The organism is Promicromonospora sp. AC04, assembly GCF_003058225.1.
Taxonomy (GTDB): Bacteria; Actinomycetota; Actinomycetes; order Actinomycetales; family Cellulomonadaceae; genus Promicromonospora.
The window spans coordinates 211,505-231,730 of the sequence record NZ_QBUG01000003.1; the positions used below are offsets into that span (position 1 = coordinate 211,505).

13 protein-coding genes are annotated in these 20,226 nt (G+C 71.4%); 11 read left to right on the top strand and 2 right to left on the bottom strand.

Going from position 1 to position 20,226, the window contains the following annotated elements:
• Nucleotides 1–6 precede the first annotated feature (6 nt).
• The 5 genes from C8K30_RS10080 (at nt 7) to C8K30_RS10100 (ending at nt 8,131) form a co-directional block, all read left to right on the top strand.
• The gene (locus tag C8K30_RS10080) at nt 7–2,538 is read left to right on the top strand and encodes an ATP-binding protein (protein ID WP_108492772.1); all 2,532 of its coding nucleotides are present in this window, start codon (nt 7–9) and stop codon (nt 2,536–2,538) included.
• Entirely contained in the window at nt 2,535–4,502 is a 1,968-nt protein-coding gene (locus C8K30_RS10085) for a hypothetical protein (protein WP_108492773.1), read from the top strand. The genes C8K30_RS10080 and C8K30_RS10085 overlap by 4 nt, the downstream gene beginning before the upstream one ends.
• Nucleotides 4,502–5,128, top strand: coding sequence for a hypothetical protein (locus C8K30_RS10090; protein ID WP_108492774.1), 627 nt, complete (start codon nt 4,502–4,504; stop codon nt 5,126–5,128). The genes C8K30_RS10085 and C8K30_RS10090 overlap by 1 nt, the downstream gene beginning before the upstream one ends.
• On the top strand, nt 5,125–6,432 hold the full coding sequence (locus C8K30_RS10095; RefSeq protein ID WP_108492775.1) for a M23 family metallopeptidase: 1,308 nt from the start codon (nt 5,125–5,127) through the stop codon (nt 6,430–6,432). Before C8K30_RS10090 ends, C8K30_RS10095 begins: the two co-directional genes overlap by 4 nt.
• A 169-nt stretch (nt 6,433–6,601) precedes the next feature.
• Nucleotides 6,602–8,131 (top strand): MDR family MFS transporter, encoded by a 1,530-nt coding sequence (locus C8K30_RS10100; RefSeq protein ID WP_108492776.1) that lies wholly within the window; start codon nt 6,602–6,604, stop codon nt 8,129–8,131.
• 113 nt (nt 8,132–8,244) lie between these two features.
• Here the strand turns inward: C8K30_RS10100 and C8K30_RS10105 are convergent, their stop codons facing one another.
• Nucleotides 8,245–9,594 (bottom strand): SMI1/KNR4 family protein, encoded by a 1,350-nt coding sequence (locus C8K30_RS10105; RefSeq protein ID WP_158280976.1) that lies wholly within the window; start codon nt 9,592–9,594, stop codon nt 8,245–8,247.
• Nucleotides 9,595–9,655: 61 nt separating this feature from the next.
• Between C8K30_RS10105 and C8K30_RS10110 the strand changes: the two genes are divergently transcribed.
• Nucleotides 9,656–10,606 (top strand): ribose-phosphate pyrophosphokinase, encoded by a 951-nt coding sequence (locus C8K30_RS10110; protein WP_108492778.1) that lies wholly within the window; start codon nt 9,656–9,658, stop codon nt 10,604–10,606.
• On the opposite strand, the gene C8K30_RS10115 is transcribed toward C8K30_RS10110, so the two are convergent.
• Entirely contained in the window at nt 10,607–12,043 is a 1,437-nt protein-coding gene (locus tag C8K30_RS10115) for a CCA tRNA nucleotidyltransferase (protein ID WP_108492779.1), read from the bottom strand.
• Between the two features lie 151 nt (nt 12,044–12,194).
• Between C8K30_RS10115 and C8K30_RS10120 the strand changes: the two genes are divergently transcribed.
• The 5 genes from C8K30_RS10120 to trxB all read left to right on the top strand — a co-directional run bounded on the left by C8K30_RS10120 (nt 12,195) and on the right by trxB (nt 20,180).
• Entirely contained in the window at nt 12,195–12,830 is a 636-nt protein-coding gene (locus C8K30_RS10120; protein WP_199230430.1) for an NUDIX hydrolase, read from the top strand.
• Complete coding sequence (locus C8K30_RS10125; RefSeq protein WP_108492781.1) at nt 12,827–15,079, top strand: DUF6049 family protein; 2,253 nt, start codon at nt 12,827–12,829, stop codon at nt 15,077–15,079. The genes C8K30_RS10120 and C8K30_RS10125 overlap by 4 nt, the downstream gene beginning before the upstream one ends.
• A gap of 84 nt (nt 15,080–15,163) precedes the next feature.
• The gene (murJ, locus tag C8K30_RS10130) at nt 15,164–16,882 is read left to right on the top strand and encodes a murein biosynthesis integral membrane protein MurJ (protein WP_108492782.1); all 1,719 of its coding nucleotides are present in this window, start codon (nt 15,164–15,166) and stop codon (nt 16,880–16,882) included.
• A gap of 172 nt (nt 16,883–17,054) precedes the next feature.
• Nucleotides 17,055–18,920: a protein kinase family protein gene (locus C8K30_RS10135; RefSeq protein WP_108492783.1), complete on the top strand. Its 1,866-nt coding sequence runs from the start codon at nt 17,055–17,057 to the stop codon at nt 18,918–18,920.
• A gap of 264 nt (nt 18,921–19,184) precedes the next feature.
• Nucleotides 19,185–20,180 (top strand): thioredoxin-disulfide reductase, encoded by a 996-nt coding sequence (trxB, locus tag C8K30_RS10140; RefSeq protein ID WP_233257094.1) that lies wholly within the window; start codon nt 19,185–19,187, stop codon nt 20,178–20,180.
• Nucleotides 20,181–20,226 lie beyond the last annotated feature (46 nt).

Consider the following 20,226-nt stretch of genomic DNA (forward strand, 5'->3'; position numbering starts at 1 on the left):
GCCCCCATGCTGAGCCACATCTCGGCCCTGACCGACGGCCTCATGTGGACCCGCACCGGGACCGTGTGGGCGGTCTGGCGCGTGTCACCTGTGCCGTACGCATTCCAGCCGGACGACAAGAAGCACGCGGCGCGGCGGCACCACACCGCGCTGTACCGCGCGCTGCGCGGCGAGTCCCTGCACCTCGGCCTGACGGCGGCCACCGACCCGGCGTCGGTGGTGCTCTCGATGATCGAGGGCGTCGACCTGGCCGAGCGCGAGGCGTGGGCCGCCGAGTGCGAGGCCACCCTCGACTTCCTGGAGCAGATCCCGATCGGGCGCCGCGTCCACTGGATCGCCGCACCCCTGGCGAACCCGGGCGCCAAGGCGTTCATGGAGCCGCTGCAGGCCAGCTGGACCACCCTCCAGGACACGCTGATGATGCCGCGGTCCGTGCCGGGCCGGCACGCGATCGGCGAGCGGGCCGCCCAGGCGGAGGCGCTGCGTAAGGAGATGCCCTCGGCGTTCGACCCCCAGCCGGCGTCGGTGGCGGAGATGGCCTGGATGTTCGGCCACGCGATGCAGCGCGGCCTCGGGCTGGACACGGCGGTCCCGGTCGACGGGTCGCTGGACGCGGAGATGCACCTGTCCGGCCCCTCGGTCCTGCCGTCCGCGCTGGTGGACCCGGCCGGGCAGACGGACTCCGAGAAGAAGCTGGGCCCGCTGCAGATCCTGAAGCGGCCGTACGTGAAGGTGCTGGACCCGACCAACCCCGAGCTCGCGTCGTACCAGACGACGCTCGTGGTGAGCGACACGCCGTCGGGCGGGATCGTGTACCCGGGGTGCGAGTGGATCGGGCGTGTCGACGAGTCGGGTGTGCCGTGCGACTGGGCCATCCGCATGACGGTGCGCTCGCGCGACGAGGTGACCAACCGCAACCGGCGCGCGGTGCGCACCCTGAACGACCAGTTCGACCAGCGCTCCGAGGAGGAGCGGGCCGGGTCGTCCCTGGACACGACGGCGCGCGCGCTGGGCGAGTACCAGGCGGTCATGGACGCGGACGAGCTCGAGGTCGAGGTGGACGCGACCACGATGTTCACGGTCTCGGGCCACACCCCGGAGCAGGCGCTCGACGACGCCCGCGACCTGACCAAGTACTTCGCCGCCATGCAGTTCTCGCTGCGCACGGACCCGACGATCCAGCCGACGCTCTTCGACGCCACGCTGCCGGGTATGCCGACGCCACGCGCCGTGCGGGAGTACTCGCAGATCACGACGGCGCGGGCGTTTTCGGCGGCGGTGCCGTTCGCGACCACCGAGCTGGGTGACACCTCCGGTGCGCTGTTCGCCCTGGAGATCTCGAACGGGGCCGCGCGGCCCAACCCGGTGTTCGTGAACCTGGCCGGCGCCACCGACAAGCTGGACGTCGCGCTCGCGATGGGCTTCGTGGGCGAGCTGGGCTCGGGCAAGTCGGTGAGCATGAAGACCGTGGCCATGGACAACGTCGACATGGGCGCCACGCTCATGGCGGTGGACCACACCGAGATGGGCGAGTGGGGCATCGCCGTCTCCGAGATCCCCGGCTCGCAGGTTGTGGAGATCTCGGAGGACGCGACGGTGTCGATGGACCCGCTGCGGATCCTGCCGCCGGCGCAGGCGCCCCGCGTCGCCCGGGCCTTCATCACGGTGCTGCTGTCGGTGCAGACCAAGTCCGAGCAGAACGTGCTGCTGTCCAAGGTGCTGCAGACGGAGTACATGTGGCGGCACAAGATCACCTCGCTGGGGTCGCTCGCGCGACACCTGGAGGAGGACTGCGAGTACCCGGGCGCCAAGATGCTCGCCGACGAGATGCGCATCTTCTCCGAGCTCGACTTCGGGCGCGCCCTCTTCGACGACTCGCTGCCACCGCTCGACCTGAGCTCACCCGCGATCGTGCTGCACACGCACAAGATGCAGCTGCCCTCGCGAGCCGACATGGAGCACGGGCACCTGTTCGCCGAGCTCAAGGCGGAGAAGGTGTTCGGCCGCGCCACGTTCGCGCTGATCGCGGCCCTCGCCAGATACCGCTGCTTCGCGGACCGCTCCCGGCTCGACATCTTCGCCGCCGACGAGGCGTCCAAGACGATGTCGTCGCCCGAGGCGGCCGAGGAGATCGGCACGTTCATCCGGGACGGCCGTAAGCACAAGGCCGCCCTCCTGCTCGGCAGCCACGACGCCGAGGAGGACTTCGGCAACGAGGTGGTCCGTGGGCTGATCCCGTTCCGCGTGCTGCTGCGCCACCGCGACGCGAACCTCGCCCGCCGTGGTCTGCGCTGGCTGCACGGCCTGCCGACCGACGCATCGGTGGACGAGGGCCTGGTCAAGCTCGTCACCGAGGGCACCGCCCCGGTGACGGACGCCGCCGTCGGCGTCGTCGAGGAGCGCCGCGGGGAGTGCCTGATCCGGGACTTCCAGGCCCGTTACGGCCGGGCGAAGGTCATGGCGCCGCTGGTGGAGAAGCGCGCCGAGACCGTGAAGACCACGCCGACCAGCTCCAGCGGTGCGGTGATCGGGGCATGATCCGGCTGGCGCCTCTTCCGTTCGCCGATCCACAGGGTGGGCTGAACCTGGAAGACACGCAGGGCGTGGACTACAACCGGTTCACGCTCCAGTGGGACACGGGCTCGCCGTGGAACCCGCTGAACGTCGACTCCGAGATCTTCTCGACCCTCGCGGGCATGTTCTGGGTCTGGTACCGCGACATGGTCGCGGTGCAGATCTGGGTGCTCGACTGGGTGCTCGGCATGGACTGGCTCGGCTACATCCTGGCGCCGCTGGCCGGGCTGAGCATCATCGTGCAGGGCATGATCGCGCAGATCGGCCTGCTCAACCTGATGCTCATCATCCTGGCGTTCGTCGTGGGCTTCTGGCTGCTCAAGGGCCGGTACGCGGGCGGCTTCATGGAGCTCCTCATCGGCTGCCTCATTGCCGCCCTGGCCACCACCTTCCTCGCCAACCCCATGGCGACGATCGGCGGTGAGCAGGGCGTGATCATGCAGTCGCGGAACGCCGGCATGGACATCGCCACGGGGTTCGCGACCGAGGGTGCCTCATTCGAGCGGGACTCCACGGTGATCCGCGAGGGCCTCAAGGGCCAGCTCGTGGACACGCTGCTGCGCGCGCCCCACCAGATCATCAACTACGGCTCGGTCATCGACGGCACGGGCTGCGAGGACACCTACACCGAGAACGTGGGTCGCGAGGACGCCGTCGACGCGATCGGGGGTTGCGACGAGGCCTACAAGGAGGCGGCGTCCACGGTCGACGCCGGCACCGTCGTCTCGACGCTCAGCCTGCTCACCACCGGGTTCGTGTTCCTCCTGCTGTCCGTGGTGATCGTGGGCGGCACCATCTTCGCGGTGCTGCTGCTGGGCTGGTCGGCGATCAAGCTGCTGTGGCAGCTCCCGGTCGGCGTCATCTCGAGCGGCACCCGAGCCCAGCTGTTCCGTACGTTCGCGAGCGTGGCCTTCGGCGCCGTCCTGGTGGCGATGGCCACGATGTTCCTGGTCGCGTGGATGAAGATGCTGCTCGGCTTCTACGACGCCACCAGCGGCCTGCCGTTCCTCGTGCGGCTGTACCTGTTCAACACGCTGGTCATCGCGGGCGCCGTCTTCTACGTGCTCATGGGCGCGAGCGTGCGGCAGGGCCTGCGGGCGCTGGCCGACAAGCTCGCGGCCGCCGGCGTCCCCTCCCAGGTGGGCGAGCCGGCCGCGATGCCGTGGGACGGCACCGCGAAGTGGCGCGACCGGTACAACAAGGCCAGGGAGTGGGCAGGCGTCGGTCTGGGCCCAGCGCCCGTGCAGCGGCACGACACGGCGGTCGAGCTCGACGGCGCGGACGGCCCGCCCACGGACCCGTCCGCCATGGACGGCACACCGGGCGGCGGCTCGGTCGGCGCGGCCGCGGGCCGCCCGATGAACGACGACAACCGCACGGTCCCCATCCCGGTCGACGGCTCCGGCCAAGCCGCCGGGCCGGACGGCGGACCCACCAGTGCGAGCAGTGGCGGCAACGCCTGGACCACCGCCGCCCGCACGGTCCAGGACGGATCGCCCGACGGCGGACGCGCGGGCGGCGATCCGCTGCCGGACGGGACGAACGTCGGCGAGAAGGCGTCGAACGAGCCCGGCCCGCACCTGCCGCCCACGGCCGGCGAGCGGCTCGGCGACCGGCTGAACAGCGCGCGCCGCGCAGGGACGTCGATAGCCCTGCAGGCCGGCGCGATGGTCGCGAGCGGCGGCACGTCCGCCGCCGCGGCCGGCGCCTCCAAGGCGCTCACCGTGGTGGCCAGGGCCAAGCAGGCGAAGCAGGTGCTCGGCGCCGTGCGTGGCCTCGGTCGCCGGGGCGAGCGCTCGCAGAGCGCGGCCCGGCTGGCCCAGTCCCTCAACGCCGCCCGGCAGAGCGGGGCGCAGGGCGCAGGGCCGCAGCCCGCGGCCATCGTGCACAACCCGGGACGGCGTCAGATGCGAGAGCTGGGCCGCTGATGAAGCGCATATTCGTCGTGGCGATAACGGTGATCGCCCTCGCGATCGGGACCTGGATCGGCTGGCCGCGCGAGGGCGGTCCCGTCGACCCGACCGCACAGGAGAGCTCGGGCGCCGTCGCCCCCGGTGGTCAGGACGACTTCGACGATCCCGAGGGGACCTCCGACGAGACGGCCGACGACGCCGCCGCGACCGAGGCGGTCGACGGGCGGCCCGATGCCGGCGACCCCGCGGTCGAGGTGACGGCCGAGCCGGAGTTCGACGAGACGGCCCCCACCGAGCCCGTCGAGGCGACGTGGGACGACACCGTGCGCAAGGCCGCGCGCGACGCGGCCCTCGCGACCATCACGGCGTTCGCCGCCACCGACAAGGCCGAGGACGCCTGGTGGGCCGGCCTGCAGCCGCTCCTCACGCCGCAGGCGCGGCCCGTCTACCAGGACGTCGACCCACGGCTCGTGCCGGTCACCGAGGTGACCGGTGACCCGGAGGTCACCGACGAGACGTCCACGCTGCTCGCCGAGGTGGCGGTGCCCACCGACATCGGCCCCTACACGGTGCTCCTGACCCGGGCCGACGGCGCGGCACCCTGGCTGGCGGAGCAGATCAGGCCGCCGGAGGGGTCGTGAGCGGGCGGGACGCCGTCGGGCTCGCGACGCGGGCCGTCTCGCAGGCAGTCCGGTCCCGGGGCACGCGGCCCGGCAACGGCAGGAAGAAGGACGACGCGACCAGGCGCGCGGTACTCGTGCTCGCCGTGCTGACCGCCGCCGTCCTGGCGGTGCCTGCGGCGGTGATCGCGATGGTCGTGCTCGTGGGCGGCGCCGTGAGCGAGAACCAGTCGCAGAACGGCTGCAGCATGTCGGCGTCGGTGGTGCCGGCGGGTGGCCAGGCCACGTCCGCCGGCGGCTTCACGGGCGAGCAGCTGCAGAACGCCTCGGTGATCCTGCAGGTGGGTCAGGAGCGCGGGGTTCCGGCCCGGGCGCAGGCTATCGCGGTGATGACGGCCCTCGGTGAGTCGGGTATGCGCAACCTCTCCTACGGCGACGACCGCTTCGGGGTGCGCAACCCCGACGGCACGCTGACCTCCTCGATCGGCATGTTCCAGGAGCAGAAGTGGTACGGCACGGTCGAGGAGCGCCTCGACCCGGTGCAGTCGTCCGGCCGGTTCTACGACCGGCTGCTCGCGATCACCGGCTGGGAGACGCTGGAGCCGACGATCGCCGCGCACAAGGCGCAGCGGAACGCCGACCCGTACCACTACGAGCAGTACTGGGACCAGGCGCTCCAGGTCATCCAGCTGGTCAGCGGGGCCGACGCCGAGGACCTCGCGGCGCTGTCCGAGTCGATCCAGGGCGCCGCGGCCACGGCGCCGTGCATGACCGGTTCCATCGGGCGCGCCGCTGTCAGCGCAGGCGGGTGGGCCAACCCAGCCGTCGGGACGAAGGCGTCCGGGTTCGGACCGCGCAGCACCGGTATCGCGGGGGCGTCGACCTACCACCTGGGCCAGGACATCGCAGCGGCCTGCGGCACCCAGGTGTTCGCGGCCGCGGCGGGGCGCGTGGTGATCTCCGGAGCGACCGGCTGGGGCACCGGCAACACGATCCGGATCGAGCACGGTCTCGGTCTCGACTCGACGTACGGGCACCTGCTCACCGGCACCAACCTGGTGCGGGTCGGCCAGACGGTGCAGGCCGGGCAGCAGATCGCCGCCATGGGCGGCGACTCGCGCATCGACCCGGCGGGGGCGGGCACGTCGTCGGGCTGCCACCTGCACTACGAGGTGCGGATGAACGGGCAGGCCGTGGATCCGGAGCCGTTCATGGCGCAGCAGGGCGTGACGCTCGGCGTCGCGACGCCGGTCACCGAGCCGGTCTCCCCCGCGGACGAGCCGTCGGACGGCGGCGCGGCGCCTGCGGACGCGACGGGAAACTGACCTCGCGTATTCCCCCGGACCGATGATTTCTGCTCACCGCAGACGTCGGTAAAAACAGGTCGCGATCGTCGCCGGGAATACCCGACGATGGTCCGGCGTCGTTAGACGTAGGTCGTGTGCAGTGTCGCCCTCGATCTCGGCCCGCGCACCGTACCGAGAGGGCAAGCCTATGAGCACCGAAGTTCTTGACACTTCTGATCAGCTGAACGACCGACCGAGTACCCAGTCACCACCGGGCGGCACGCCGAGCGAGGCACCCGCCCTGGCGCGTGCCGACAAGCTCGCCCCCGGGCACTTCCGCGTCATCGCGCTGCTCATGGCGAGCGCGTTCACGGTGATCCTCAACGAGACCACGATGTCGGTGGCGCTGCCGCCCATCATGGACGATCTCGGTGTGACCGCCACGACCGGCCAGTGGCTCACCACGGCGTTCATGCTGACGATGGCGGTGGTCATCCCGGCGACCGGATTCCTCATCAACCGGCTCGGCACGCGCGGTGCCTACCTGCTGGCGATGGCCCTCTTCACCCTGGGCACGGGCCTCGCGATGATCGCGCCGGGCTTCGCGATCCTCGTGACCGGTCGCGTGGTGCAGGCGACCGGCACGGCCATCATGATGCCGCTGCTCATGACGACGATCATGACTATCGTTCCGCCGCACATGCGCGGCCGCATCATGGGTAACGTCACGCTGGTCATCGCGCTGGCCCCGGCGCTCGGCCCGACGCTCTCGGGCGCGGTCCTGGAACCCCTGGGCTGGCGCGGGGTGTTCGGCGTCGTGCTGCCGATCTCGGCGCTCGCCCTGATCGCGGGCATCCTCTGGATCCGCGACGTCTCCGACAAGGACGAGCACCACCTCGACCCGCTGTCCCTGCTGCTCGCGCTCGTCGCGTTCGGCGGCATGGTGTGGGGCCTCTCGGGTCTGGGCGAGGCGGCGCAGCATGCCGCGCCGGTCAACCCGTGGATCCCGCTCGGCGTAGGTCTCGCGGTGCTCGGCCTGTTCATCTGGCGGCAGATCGCGCGGCAGCGCACCGACTCCGCGCTGCTCGACCTGCGCACGTTCCTCGAGCCCAACTTCCGCGTCGCGGTCGGCATCATGGCGATCTCGATGATGGCGATGTTCGGCACCATGATCGTGCTGCCCCTCGTCCTGCAGGAGGCCGTGGGCCTGGCGCCGCTGGTGGTCGGCCTGATCATGCTGCCGGGCGGCGTCGCGATGGGCGTGCTCGGCCCGGTGATCGGCCGGCTGTACGACCGGGTCGGCCCGCGGCCGATCATGATCCCCGCGACCGCGGTGGTCACCGTGGCGATCGGCATGTTCGCGTTCATCTCGACCACGACGTCGGTGTTCTACATCCTCGGCGCGCACATCCTGCTGATGATCGGGCTGGCCTCCGTGTTCACGCCGCTGTTCAGTGCGGCGCTCGGGGTCCTGAAGCCGCACCAGTACTCGCACGGCTCGGCCACGATCAACACGGTGCAGCAGGTCGCGGGCGCGGCGGGCACCGCGCTGTTCATCGCGATCATGACGATCCGGTCGCAGTCCCTGGTCGAGTCCGGGGAGTCCGCCACGCATGCGATGGCCGGCGGTGCGGGCCTGGCCTTCGGGATCGGCGCCATCGTGATGGCGCTGACCATCGGGCTGGCGACGCTGATCAAGCGCCCGGAGACGGACGGCGAGTTCGCGGGCGGTCACTGACCCTCCGCGCCAGTAGGTACGCGACTTCGGTCCGTTGCTTCGAGATCGGTCCATCAACCGACCGGCCTCGAAGCAGCGGACCGGAGTCGTTTCGGCTGGCGAGCGGCCCAGAGTCAGCGGCTGAAGAGCCGGCCGAACAGCCCCTCGCGCTTCTGCTGAGCCGGGCGCGTGAGCCGGGTGACCTCGATCGGCGCCAGACCGCGCAGCTCGAGCAGCCGGTTCGCCACCGAGATCGCGTCGGTCAAGGCCGGCGGGTGCGTCCGATCGGGCACCAGGCCGGCGGCCTTGAGGGTGGTCGGCACCGTCCCGGCGTCGAGCCGCTCGGCCCAGGCGGCGGGGTCGAGGTTCAGGAACTCGGGCTCCGCCGACGGACGCGAGCCAGGCTCCCGCTGACCGGTTCCATCCCCCCGCTGACCCGGTCCGTCTCCCCGCTGGTCCAGCTCGTCCCCTCGATGGCCGGCCTCGTCACCCCGCCGGTCTGCCTTGTCGAGACCGATCCGGTCGGGACCGACCTGCCCCGCGAGCAGTGCCGCGAGGCTCTCCGCGCGGTACGCCGCCCCGGCGCGCAGCTCGTGGTAGAGCAGTACGACCTGCCCCACATGTCCGTTCGCCGCCGGGGCAAGATCGACGGCGTAGACGTTCCCGGCGCCGTCGGTCCCCACGGGAAACCAGAGTGGCGAACCGATCGCCGCCTGTACCCGGCCGGCGGGGTCCTCGGCGGCGAACGCGTCGGCGTCGGCCGTCCAGGTGCTGAAGCGGGCGGCGGGCAGGAACGCCTCGCGCAGGAACCCTCCGTTCAGCGGCACTATCTCGAACCCGCCGAACCGGCCCTCCTCGGCCGCGAGCTTCAGGTTGCCCGACCCGGCCGCGGTGTACAGCGCACGCACCTCGCCCGGCAGAAGCACGCCGTCGGGCAGGGCCGCCTCGGCGGCGGTGATCTCGTCGGGCGCCGCGCCGACGGCGTCGGGCATCCGTTCCACGATCACCCGGGTCACGGCGTCCGGATCGGCCGACGGCGCGGGCGCGGCGCCGGGCAACGGCGCGATCGTCGCCAGGTGCTGCGCGGGAAGCGCCCCGGGCTCCAGCACCACCTCGAGCACCGGCGTGACCGGCCCGGACACGACGGCGGGCGGCAGCGTGACCAGCTCGACGACGTCCTCACCGGACCGGGCGCCTGCGCGGACCCGCACTGGCTGCTCGACGTCGGGCGAGAGGCCGGCGACCGCCCGCAGCGCATCGTCGAGGTCGGCCTTGGGTCCGCGCCCACCCGTCCGTGCCGCCTCGCGCGCGAGCTCGCGGTAGTGGTCGCGGCGGACGTCGGCGGCGCCGTCGTCCAGGTAGGTGCCCTGCCAGGCGCCGCGGCCGATCATGCCCACGAACTCGCTGACCTCCGTCCCCGGTGGCGCCGACCGACGCAGCGCGTCGACGAACGGTTCCCAGGTCTGCCACTCGGTGAGGCTCACGGCCCACATGATGCCCGTTCCTGGCTAGGCGTGCGGGGTCGACGTTCCGTAGACTCCAGCCATGGCCGAGGTGCGGGTCTTTGCTGGTACCGGGGGTCAGCGCTTCGCTCGGGAGATGTGCGCTGATCTCGACGTCCCGTTGAGTCCGATCAACATCCAACGCTTCGCGAACGACTGCCTCCAGGTCCAGCTGATGGAGAACTGCCGCGAGCGCGACGTCTATCTGGTGCAGTCCGTCGTGCGTCCCGCGCAGGAGAGCCTCATGGAGCTCCTGCTGATGATCGACGCCGCCAAGGGTGCGTCGGCAGCCCGGATCACCGCCGTCATGCCGCACTTCGCGTACGCGCGCTCGGACAAGAAGGACGCGCCGCGCATCTCGATCGGCGGCCGCCTCGTCGCGGACCTGCTGGAGACGGCGGGCGTGAACCGCATCCTCACGATGACGCTGCACGCTCCGCAGGTGCACGCGTTCTTCCGAGTGCCGACCGACCAGCTCAACGCGTTGCGCGAGCTCGCGGCGCACTTCCTGCCGAGCGACCTCTCGAAGGCCACGGTGGTCTCCCCCGACCTCGGTAACGCGAAGAGCGCGTCGGCGTTCGCGAAGATGCTCGGGGTCCCGGTCGCGGCGGCCGCGAAGGAGCGGTTCGACGGCGACCGCGTCGTGATCTCTTCCCTGATCGGCGACGTCGCCGGCCGGGACATCATCGTGCTCGACGACGAGATCGCGAACGGGTCCACGATCCTGGCCATCCTCGACCTGCTCCGCGAGCACGGCGCGCGCACCGTCCGGATCGCCTGCACGCACGGCATCTTCGCCAACGACGCCGCGCACCGCATCGCCGCGGACCCCGACGTGGTCGAGATCGTCACCACCGACACGGTGCCGTCGACCGTGCTCCTGGCCCACGACAAGCTGACGGTGATCAGCGTGGCCCCGGCCTTCGCGGAGGCGGTGCGCCGCATCCACAGCGGCGAGTCGGTCAGCGCGCTGTTCGACCCGACCCACGTGTAGCTACCGCTCGGCCCACCACTTCTTCAGCTCCTCCGTCGCCACGTCCTCGCCCAGCGGGCCCCGCTCCATGCGCAGGCTCAGCAGGTACTTGTACGCCTCCCCGACCTCGCGCGACGGCGAGATCCCGAGGACCGCCATGATCTGCGTGCCGTCGAGGTCCGGTCGGATCGCGTCGATCTCCTCCTGCTCGCGCAGCGCGGAGATCCGGTCCTCGAGGTCGGTGTACGCATCGGACAGGCGCTTGGCCTTGCGCTTGTTGCGCGTCGTCGAGTCGGCACGGGTGAGCCGGTGCAGCCGCTCGAGGAGCGGGCCGGCGTCGGTCACGTAGCGGCGGACGGCGGAGTCGGTCCACGCTCCGTCGCCGTACCCGTGGAACCGCAGGTGCAGCTCAACGAGGCGGGACACGTCCTTGACCACCTGCTTCTCGAACTTGAGCGCCTTGAGCCGCTTGGCGGTGAGCTTGGCACCGACCACCTCGTGGTGGTGGAAGCTCACCCCACCGCCGGGTTCGAAGCGCCGCGTGGCGGGCTTGCCGATGTCGTGCAGCAGCGAGGCGAGCCGCAGCACCAGGTCGGGCGCCGGCACCGCGCCGTCGGGCCCGGTCTCCTGGGCGATGGCCTGGTCCAGCACGGTGAGCGAGTGCTGGTAGACGTCCTTGTGCCGGTGGTGCTCGTCGATCTCGAGCTGGAGAGCGGGCAGCTCGGGCAGCACCTGGTCGGCGAGGCCGGTGTCGACCAGCACCTCGAGCCCGGCCCGCGGATTGTCGCTCAGGATCAGCTTGGTGATCTCCGCCTGGACCCGCTCGGCGGACACGATCTCGATCCGCCCGGCCATCGCGACCAGCGCGGCGAGCGTCCCCGGTTCCACGTGAAACGACAGCTGGGCCGCGAACCGCGCGGCGCGCATCATGCGCAGCGGGTCGTCGTCGAACGAGCGCTCGGGCGCGATGGGGGTGCGCAGCACCCCCGCCGCGAGATCGCTCAGCCCGTTGAACGGATCGACGAAGACCAGGTCGGGCACACGCACCGCCATCGCGTTCACGGTGAAGTCGCGGCGCGACAGGTCACCGTCGAGCGTGTCGCCGAACTCGACGAGCGGCTTGCGCGATGCCGGGTCGTACTTGTCGGTCCGGTACGTCGTCACTTCGACGACGACGTCGCCCCGGCGCGCCCCGATGGTGCCGAACTCCCTGCCGATGTCCCAGTTCGCGTCGCCCCAGCGCGCGAGAATCCGCTGCGTCTGGTCCGGCGAGGCCGACGTCGCGAAGTCGAGGTCGTTGCTCGCACGGCCGAGGAACGCGTCCCGCACCGGACCGCCGACGAGCGCGAGCTCGTGGCCCGCGGCACGAAACTGCTCGCCCAGCTCGAGCGCCGCGGGCGCCATCTCGGTCAGCACGCCGAGCGCACGACGCAGCAGATCCTGTTCAGGGGTAGACACAGCCCCAGATTCTCCCAGACCCGACAGGCCACCACTCACCGAAAGAGCGAGGCGGCGCGGAGGCGTTCCCACCCGCCGACCGAACTCGTGCCCGAAACCGCCGAACCCTCACCTGACCAGACCAAGCGTGCTCAGTCGGTAGTGTTGGGGCATGTCCACCCCTTTTCCGGCGAGCGACCGTCCTGACGGTCGTCCGGAGGTGCCCACGCCGCCCGGCGGGGCCCCGCTGCGGGTGAACCCTGCCCGGCGTGCCGCAGCGACGAGCACCCCGACCCATCTGCCCATCGTGGACGAGACGTCGGCCGGCGGACTGGTGCTGCGGGCGGAGTCCGAGCATCCCGGGGACTTCAGCGCCGCCGTGCTGCTGCGCCGCAACCGTACGGGCCGCCTGGAGTGGTGCCTGCCGAAGGGCCACCTCGAGGGTCGCGAGACGCCGCAGGAGGCCGCGATCCGCGAGATCCGCGAGGAGACGGGGATCCGCGGCTCCATCCAGGCGGAGCTGGGCGTGATCGACTACTGGTTCACCGGTGAGGACCGGAGAGTCCACAAGGTGGTGCACCATTACCTCTTGCGCGCGGAGGGCGGTCACCTGACCGTGGAGAACGATCCGGACGGCGAAGCCGAGGACGCTCTCTGGGTCAGGGTCGACGAGCTTTCCGAGCGCCTGTCGTACCCGAACGAGCAGCGACTGGCCGCGTCCGCCCTGGATCTCCTCGAGTCGTCGAGGAACCTCCGGGACGCGTTGCGTGCCGACGCCTTCCCCACGGAGCGCCCCGACCTGCCATGACGCAGCACCCCGACTTCCCCCGCAGTCCCGCCCGCGACCGGGCGGCCCGCCGCACCGGCAAGATCAGCGCCGTGCTCCTGGCGGGCGCGGTGCTCGTCGGGTCGGCCATGTCTCCAGCAGCCGCCACCGGTCCGACGACGGCGCGCACTCCCGCGAGCACGACCACCCCCGCGACGACCATTCCCGCGACGGCCTCCGCCGAGGGTTCGCTGGACGTCGACGTCGTCGACGTCTCGCACCCGGTCGCGAGGCCGGGCGACGAGGTGACCATCAAGGCGAAGGTCACGAACACGACCGACGCCCCGGTGTCCGGCGCCGTGGCCGAGCTGAGCGTCGACTACGCGGCGCTCACGTCGCGCGCCGATATCGCCGCATGGTCCACGGCCGACCTGCTCGACCCCGTCTACGGCAACAACCCGCTGCAGGACTCGGTCCCGGACCTGGCACCGGGCGCTTCGACGACCGTCTCCTTCACCTACGACCCGGGCGCCGAGTACCTGCGGGGTTTCGGCGCACGCCGGCTCGCGGTCACCGTCGGCGACGCCACAGGCCGCCTCGGCATCGCCCGTTCCTTCCTCATGTACGACGCCGACGGCCTCGAGCGCGAGCCCGTGAGGCTCAGCATCCTCGCCGCGGTCACCAGCCCCGCCACCGATCCGGCCGACCCGAGCGCGGCAGAGATCGAGCTGGCGCAGCGAACCGCCACCGGCCAGCGGCTCGACGGCGTGCTGCAGGTCGCGGAGAACACGAACCTGTCGCTCGCGATCGACCCGGACGTCATGGGCGTCGCCTCGACGTCGAGCGACCCGGCGCTCACGGAGTGGTCCGAGCGCATGCTCACCGCCGCCGCGAACACCGCCACCTACACGCTTCCCGACCATGACCCCGACCTCGGCGCGCTCGCGCACGCCAACGTGCGCACCACCGGCTCACGGAGCTTCCTCCACGCCCCCCGCACGGCCGACTGGGAGGTGCCGGCGTCCTGGAGCTCGAACCTGGCATGGCCCGCCGACGGCATCGTGCCCGACCTCGAGACCGTCGACCTCGCGGTCGCCGCCGACCGGCCGAACGTGGTGGTCAGCAGCGGCGGACTGGCGTACGAGGGCGTCGGCACCGTGACGGGCCGGGCCGACGTCGACACCCCGTCGGGCACCGCGCGCACCGTCGTGACCGACACGATCCTCACGCAGGCCTTCCTCTCCGCGACCGACCTGTCGAGCGCGGAGACCGCGTCGTCCACGGAGAGCACCGCGGGCGCAGCCGCGGTCACGACCAGCTCCACGACCGCCGAGGGCGTGCAGCGCCTCCTCGCGGAGACCGCCGCCGTCGTGAGCCAGGCGCCGTTCGACCCGCCGTCCCTGTCGATCGTCGCGCCGCGCAGCTGGACGCCCGACGCCGAGGGCGCGACCGCGATCCTGGACGCGCTCGACGCCTCGGGCTGGGTCACCACCACGACGCTGAACACGCTGCTCATGCAGGAAGCGCAGGAAGTGCAACGCACTGCCCTGCCGGACCGACGAGTGTCCAAGGCCGAGCTCGGCGCCACCGAGGTGGCGGAGCTGGAGCGCGCGCGCGACGCGGTGGTGACGTTCTCGTCGGTCGCCACGGACGCCTCGTTCCGGGTCTGGCGGCCGGGCGTCGCCCGCCTGGCCGCCCCGCTCGCCGTCGCGCACCGCAGCGACCCCGGCGTCCGGGACCTGTTCGTGCGGCAGGCCCTGCGCTCGACGAACAAGCTCACGCAGGAGTCCGTGACCGTGGTTCCGCGTGAGGACATCAACTTCATCACCGACGCCGGCGACATCCCGGTGCGCGTGCGCAACAACCTCGACGTCGACGCGACGGTCACCGTGGTGCTGCGCCCCGACCACCCGCGTCTCACCGTCGACGCCCGCAGCACCGAGACCATCCCGGCAGGTCAGGAGATGGACGTGCAGGTGCCTGTGCGTGCGATCGGCTCGGGCGACGTCGAGGTGACCGCCCAGGTCCTCACGCCGACCGGCGCCAAGATCAGCGACGACTCGTCGTTCCAGGTCCGGGTCCGCGCGGGCTGGGAGGAGGTCGGCACCTGGATCGCCGCCGGCCTCGTGGCCCTGCTGTTCCTGTCCGGGATCTGGCGCACGGTGCGCCGCGGGCGTTCCCCGTACCGTGCCACCAGCAAGGACGTCGAGGAGGCGACCGGAGCCGTGCCCGAGGTCCCGGAGTCCCTGCCGATGGCGTCCGCGGACTCCGCGGCCGTCCGGGCAGAGTAGTGTTTCGGCCGCCGCACACATCGGCCGGACAGCGCCGGGCGAGGCCGAGACCACGGGAGTAGTCGCTTGACCCAGGAGAACGCCGTGACCGCACCGACCGACCCAGCGTCGGACCCCAGCTCTGCAGCCGCGAGCGGTCCGGACGCGCCCGTGACGCCGTCGTCGACCAGCAGCCTCGGACGCAACTCGATAGTGATGGCGGCCGGCACGGCCGCCTCCCGCCTCGGCGGCCTGGTGCGCAACCTGATGCTGGTCGCCGCCATCGGCTCCGCGGGCACCGTCGCGAACGCGTTCGACGTCGCGAACAAGCTGCCCGGCGTCCTGTTCGCCATCCTCGCGGGCGGCATGCTGAACGCCGTCCTGGTCCCGCAGATCGTCAAGGCGTTCCGCGCGCACAACACGCAGGAGCGGATCGACAAGCTGCTCACCATCTCTGCGGTGGGCATCCTCGCGGTCACCGCCGCCCTCACCGGCGCCGCCGCGTGGGTGGTGATGCTCTACACGGACGGCTGGACCGCGGAGCAGCTCGCGCTCGGCACAGTCTTCGCGTACTGGTGCATCCCGCAGCTCTTCTTCTTCGGCCTGTACACGCTGCTCGGCCAGGTGCTGAACGCGCGCGAGCAGTTCGGGCCGTTCATGTGGGCCCCGGTGGCGAACAACGTGGTCTCGATCCTCGGGTTCGGGATCTTCCTGATCCTGTTCGGCAGCGCGCCCGAGCTCGGGATCAACGACCTGTCCGAGTGGGACACCCCGCGTACGCTCCTGCTGGCCGGCACGGCCACCCTCGGCATCGTGACGCAGGCGCTGGTGCTGCTCGTCCCGCTGCTGCGCTCGGGCTTCCGCTGGAACTTCCGTCTGGGTTTCCGCGGCGTCGGGCTGCGCTCGGCCGGCTCGGTGGCCCTGTGGACCCTCGCCGCGGTGGTCCTGGAGCAGGCCGGTGTCCTGTACCTGACCCGGGTGACGTCCGGTGCCGCCGTCTCCGCGGAGGAGATCGCCGGTAACGCCTCTTACACGCAGGCGCTCCTGATCTACCTGCTGCCGCACTCCCTGGTCACGGTCTCCATCGCCACCGCCCTGTTCACCGGGATCAGCAAGGCCGCCCAGGAGGGTGACACCGACCGTGTCCGCGCCGACCTCTCCCTCGGGCTGCGCACCATCGGCGTGTTTACCGTGTTCGCCACCGCGGCCCTCGTCGTGCTGGCCGGGCCGCTCACGGCGTTCATCGTCCCGACGGCGCGCGAGGCCGGCACGGCCCTCATCTCACCTGTCCTGGTCGCGCTCGCGTTCGGCCTGGTGCCGCTCGGCGGCCAAGCCCTCATGAAGTGGGTCTTCTACGCCTACGAGGACGGCCGCTCCGTGTTCTGGATCACCGTGCCGTCCACGGTCGCCCTCGTGGCCGGCCTGATCTCCGCGCAGATCTGGCTGGAGCCGCAGTACTGGGTCATCGCCGCAGGTGGCGCCTACGCCCTGTCGAACTGGATCACCGTGCTCCTGCGTACCGGTGGCCTCAGGAAGAAGCTCGACGGGCGGCTCGACGGCGGACGCATCCTCCTCCTCCATGCCAAGCTGATCCTCGCCGCGGGGGTCTCCGGCCTCGCCGGGTGGGGCGTCTACCAGCTGGTCGGCGGGTTCGACGTGCTCGTGTTCGGCCGCGGCTGGGCGCTCACCATGCTCAGTGGCCTGTGGGTGACCGCACTCTGTGGCCTGGTCATGCTCGCGATCTACGTCCTCCTGCTCCGCCTGCTGCGCGTGCAGGAGCTCAACCGCCTGCTCGGCCCGGTGCTGGCACGCCTCAAGCGCTGACCACTCCGCCGTCGTGCCAGAGAGCCCAGCTCACCCCTGGTGAGCTGGGCTCTCTGGCGCGTGGGGCCGACGTTTCGGCGGGCTGTCAGCCGTTCCGCGTAGCATGGCGACGGCGCGTGACCCCTGTGGTCACGTACCTGCTACTGTCCCCCGACCGAGCGAGGAGGTCCGTGTGAGCACCGTCGAGCCAGGCAGCGTGCTGGTCGAGAGATACAGGCTGAGCCAGCAGGCGACCACCGACCTTGCCGCGGCTACCGCCTGGGAGGCGCACGACCTAATTCTGGACCGCGAGGTCCGCGTGACCCTCGTGACCGGGCCCTATGCAGGCGATGCCCTGGACGCTGCCCGGCGGGCGGCGCTCGTGACGGATCCGCGCCTGGCCCGCGTCCTCGACGCCGGGTCCGACGCCGACGGCCACAAGTACGTGGTCACCGAGCCGCACACCGGGACCACGCTGACCGAGGTCATCTCGAGCGGCCTCGTGGACGAGCAGCAGGCCCGGGCGATCGTCGGCGAGGCGGCCACGGCCCTCGGCGTGGCGCACGCCCGCGGTGTGCACCACACCGCGCTGCGCCCTGAGGCCGTGCGGGTCGACGGCCACCAGGTGCGGGTCACCGGCCTGGGGCTGGACGGCGGCCTCGCCTCAGGCGATACGCTCAACGTCAAGCCCGCGCAGCTCGACGCCCAGGGGCTGGTGGCCCTCCTCTACTACGCGATGACGGCGCGCTGGCCCGGCCAGGACCTCGAGGCCGACTGGATCGCGAAGGACACCCTGATACCGCTGCCCGCGCAGCTCGACGATTCCGGCGCCGTGGCGCCCCTGTCCACGTTGGTACCCCATGTGGACGCCGACATCGATGCCCTGGTGGGCCGGACGTTCGACGCGTCCGGCGGCACCGAAGGGCCCATGAACCCCGACGACGTAACTGCGGCGCTCCAGCCGTGGGGAGAGGTTTCCGTAGTGGCATCGCTGCCTGGATTCGTGCAGCCCGAGCCGGAGGAGCCGCGACGACAGTCCGTCGCCGAAGCTTTCGGTGGCGAGGGAACGCCGCCCGTGCGGCGCCCCGTCACCGGCCGGATCGCACGCACCGACGAGACAATCGCGGCGGGGGTGGGCAACGTGCCCGCCGGCTACCCCGAACCGCAGAACGAGTACACCTACGAACCGCAGGCCTACGGGCAGCATGCCCCTGTGCCGCCCCCGCCGCCCGAGAGCGGGCCGACCGGCTACGACCAGTTCGGCCAGCCGGTCGCACAGGCCCAGCCCGGTTATGACCAGGCGCAGTACGCGCAGCACGCACAGCAGGCGCCGCAGCAGTACCCGCCGCAGTCCTACGCTCCGGGCGGCGTCGACCCGAACGGTGGCTACTACGACCAGGACGCCGGGTTCGCCACGCAACCGGCGCCCAAGCGCGGCGGCGTGAACCCGACGCCGATCGTGCTCGGCCTCGTCGGTGTCGCCGTCGTGGCCGGCCTGATCTGGGCCGTCAATGCCGTCCTCTCGCCGACCCCCGACGTGATCGCCGATGCCCCCCCGACACCTTCGGTGTCCGTCTCCGCGGGTACCGAGGGCGAGGGCAGCGGCGAACCGTCCGCTCCCACGGAGACGGAGGCGCGCCCGGTGATCGACTCGGCCACACTGCTGGGCACGCTCGAGTGGGAGGGCGAGACCATCGACCACCCGGAGAAGGTCGAGCTGGCGTACGACACCGACCCGGCCACCTTCTACTTCACGACCACCTACCAGGGGAAGCCGGCGTTCGGCGGGTTCAAGGACGCCCTGGGGATGGAGCTGAGGCTCCGCGAGCCGGCGTCGGTCAGCAAGATCGAGCTGCTCACCAACACCCCCGGCGGCAAGGTGCAGATCCTCAAGGGCGGCGAGGGCGGCGAGGTGCTCGCGGAAGGCACGTTCTCGAACACCACCACGTTCGAGCTGCCCGAGCCGGTCGTGAGCGACTCGTTCACGATCTGGATCACCGAGCTGCCGCAGGTCTCTGACGGTTTCCGGCTCGAGCTGAACGAGGTAGTGCTCAGCTAGCCAGACGCTAGCCAGCCACCGAGGTAGGACCGGGCACGAAGACGACGAATGCTCGCGCGGGAGTATCTGTTCCCGGAGTGGAGGGCGCCCTGGCGCCCGTGAACGCTCCCGCGCGAGCGTTCGTCGTCTTCGTGCCCGGTCCTATCCTCACTCCCACCCATCGAAATATGTCGATATTGTGTGGCGAGACTCACGCCCACGACCGCGCCGTGGACGGCATCGGCTGGAACACTGGGACCCGCTCGCGTGTTGTTGCGTGTGCCCATGGAACTCGAGGAGACCACCTTGACCGAACAGACCACCGCTCTGGCTGCCGGGACCACCGACGCCCCCGTGCTCGACGTAGTCATCGTCGGGTCCGGCCCTGCGGGATACACCGCAGCCATCTATGCGGCGCGCGCCGGCTTCGCGCCGGTGGTCATCGCGGGCTCGGTCACCGCGGGCGGCGCGCTGATGAACACCACCGAGGTCGAGAACTTCCCTGGCTTCCCGGCCGGGATCCAGGGCCCTGACCTGATGGAGGCCATGCGCGAGCAGGCGGAGAAGTTCGGCGCCAAGGTCGTCTGGGACGACGCGGAGCAGGTCGAGCTGACCGGTGACGTCAAGACGATCGTGACGGGCGGCGGCGACACCTACCGCGCCCGCTCCGTGATCCTTTCGACCGGTTCGGCGTACCGCGAGCTGGGCCTGCCCGACGAGAAGCGCCTCTCCGGACGCGGCGTCTCGTGGTGCGCCACCTGCGACGGATTCTTCTTCCGCGACCAGGACATCGCAGTGGTCGGGGGTGGCGACTCCGCGATGGAGGAGGCCACGTTCCTCACCCGGTTCGCCTCGAAGGTCACCGTCGTGCACCGCCGCGACGACCTGCGCGCCTCGAAGATCATGGCCGAGCGCGCCGTCGCGGACCCGAAGATCGAGTTCGCGTGGAACAGCGAGGTCGCTGGCATCACGGGCGACAGCAAGGTCTCGGGCATCAGCCTGCGCGACACGGTCACCGGCGAGATCCGCGATCTGGACGCGACCGGTCTGTTCGTCGCGATCGGCCACGAGCCCCGCACCGACCTGGTCAAGGGCCAGGTAGACCTGGACGAGGACGGCTACATCCTCGTCGAGGGCCGCAGCACTCGCACCAACCTTCCCGGCGTCTTCGCCTGCGGCGACGCCGTCGACCACACCTACCGCCAGGCGATCACGGCCGCCGGCTCGGGCTGCTCCGCGGCGCTCGACGCCCAGGCGTTCCTCGACTCGCTGAACGACTGATCTCCCGGCCGGCGCCAACCGGCCCTGCCCATTCGGCCCCCAGGGG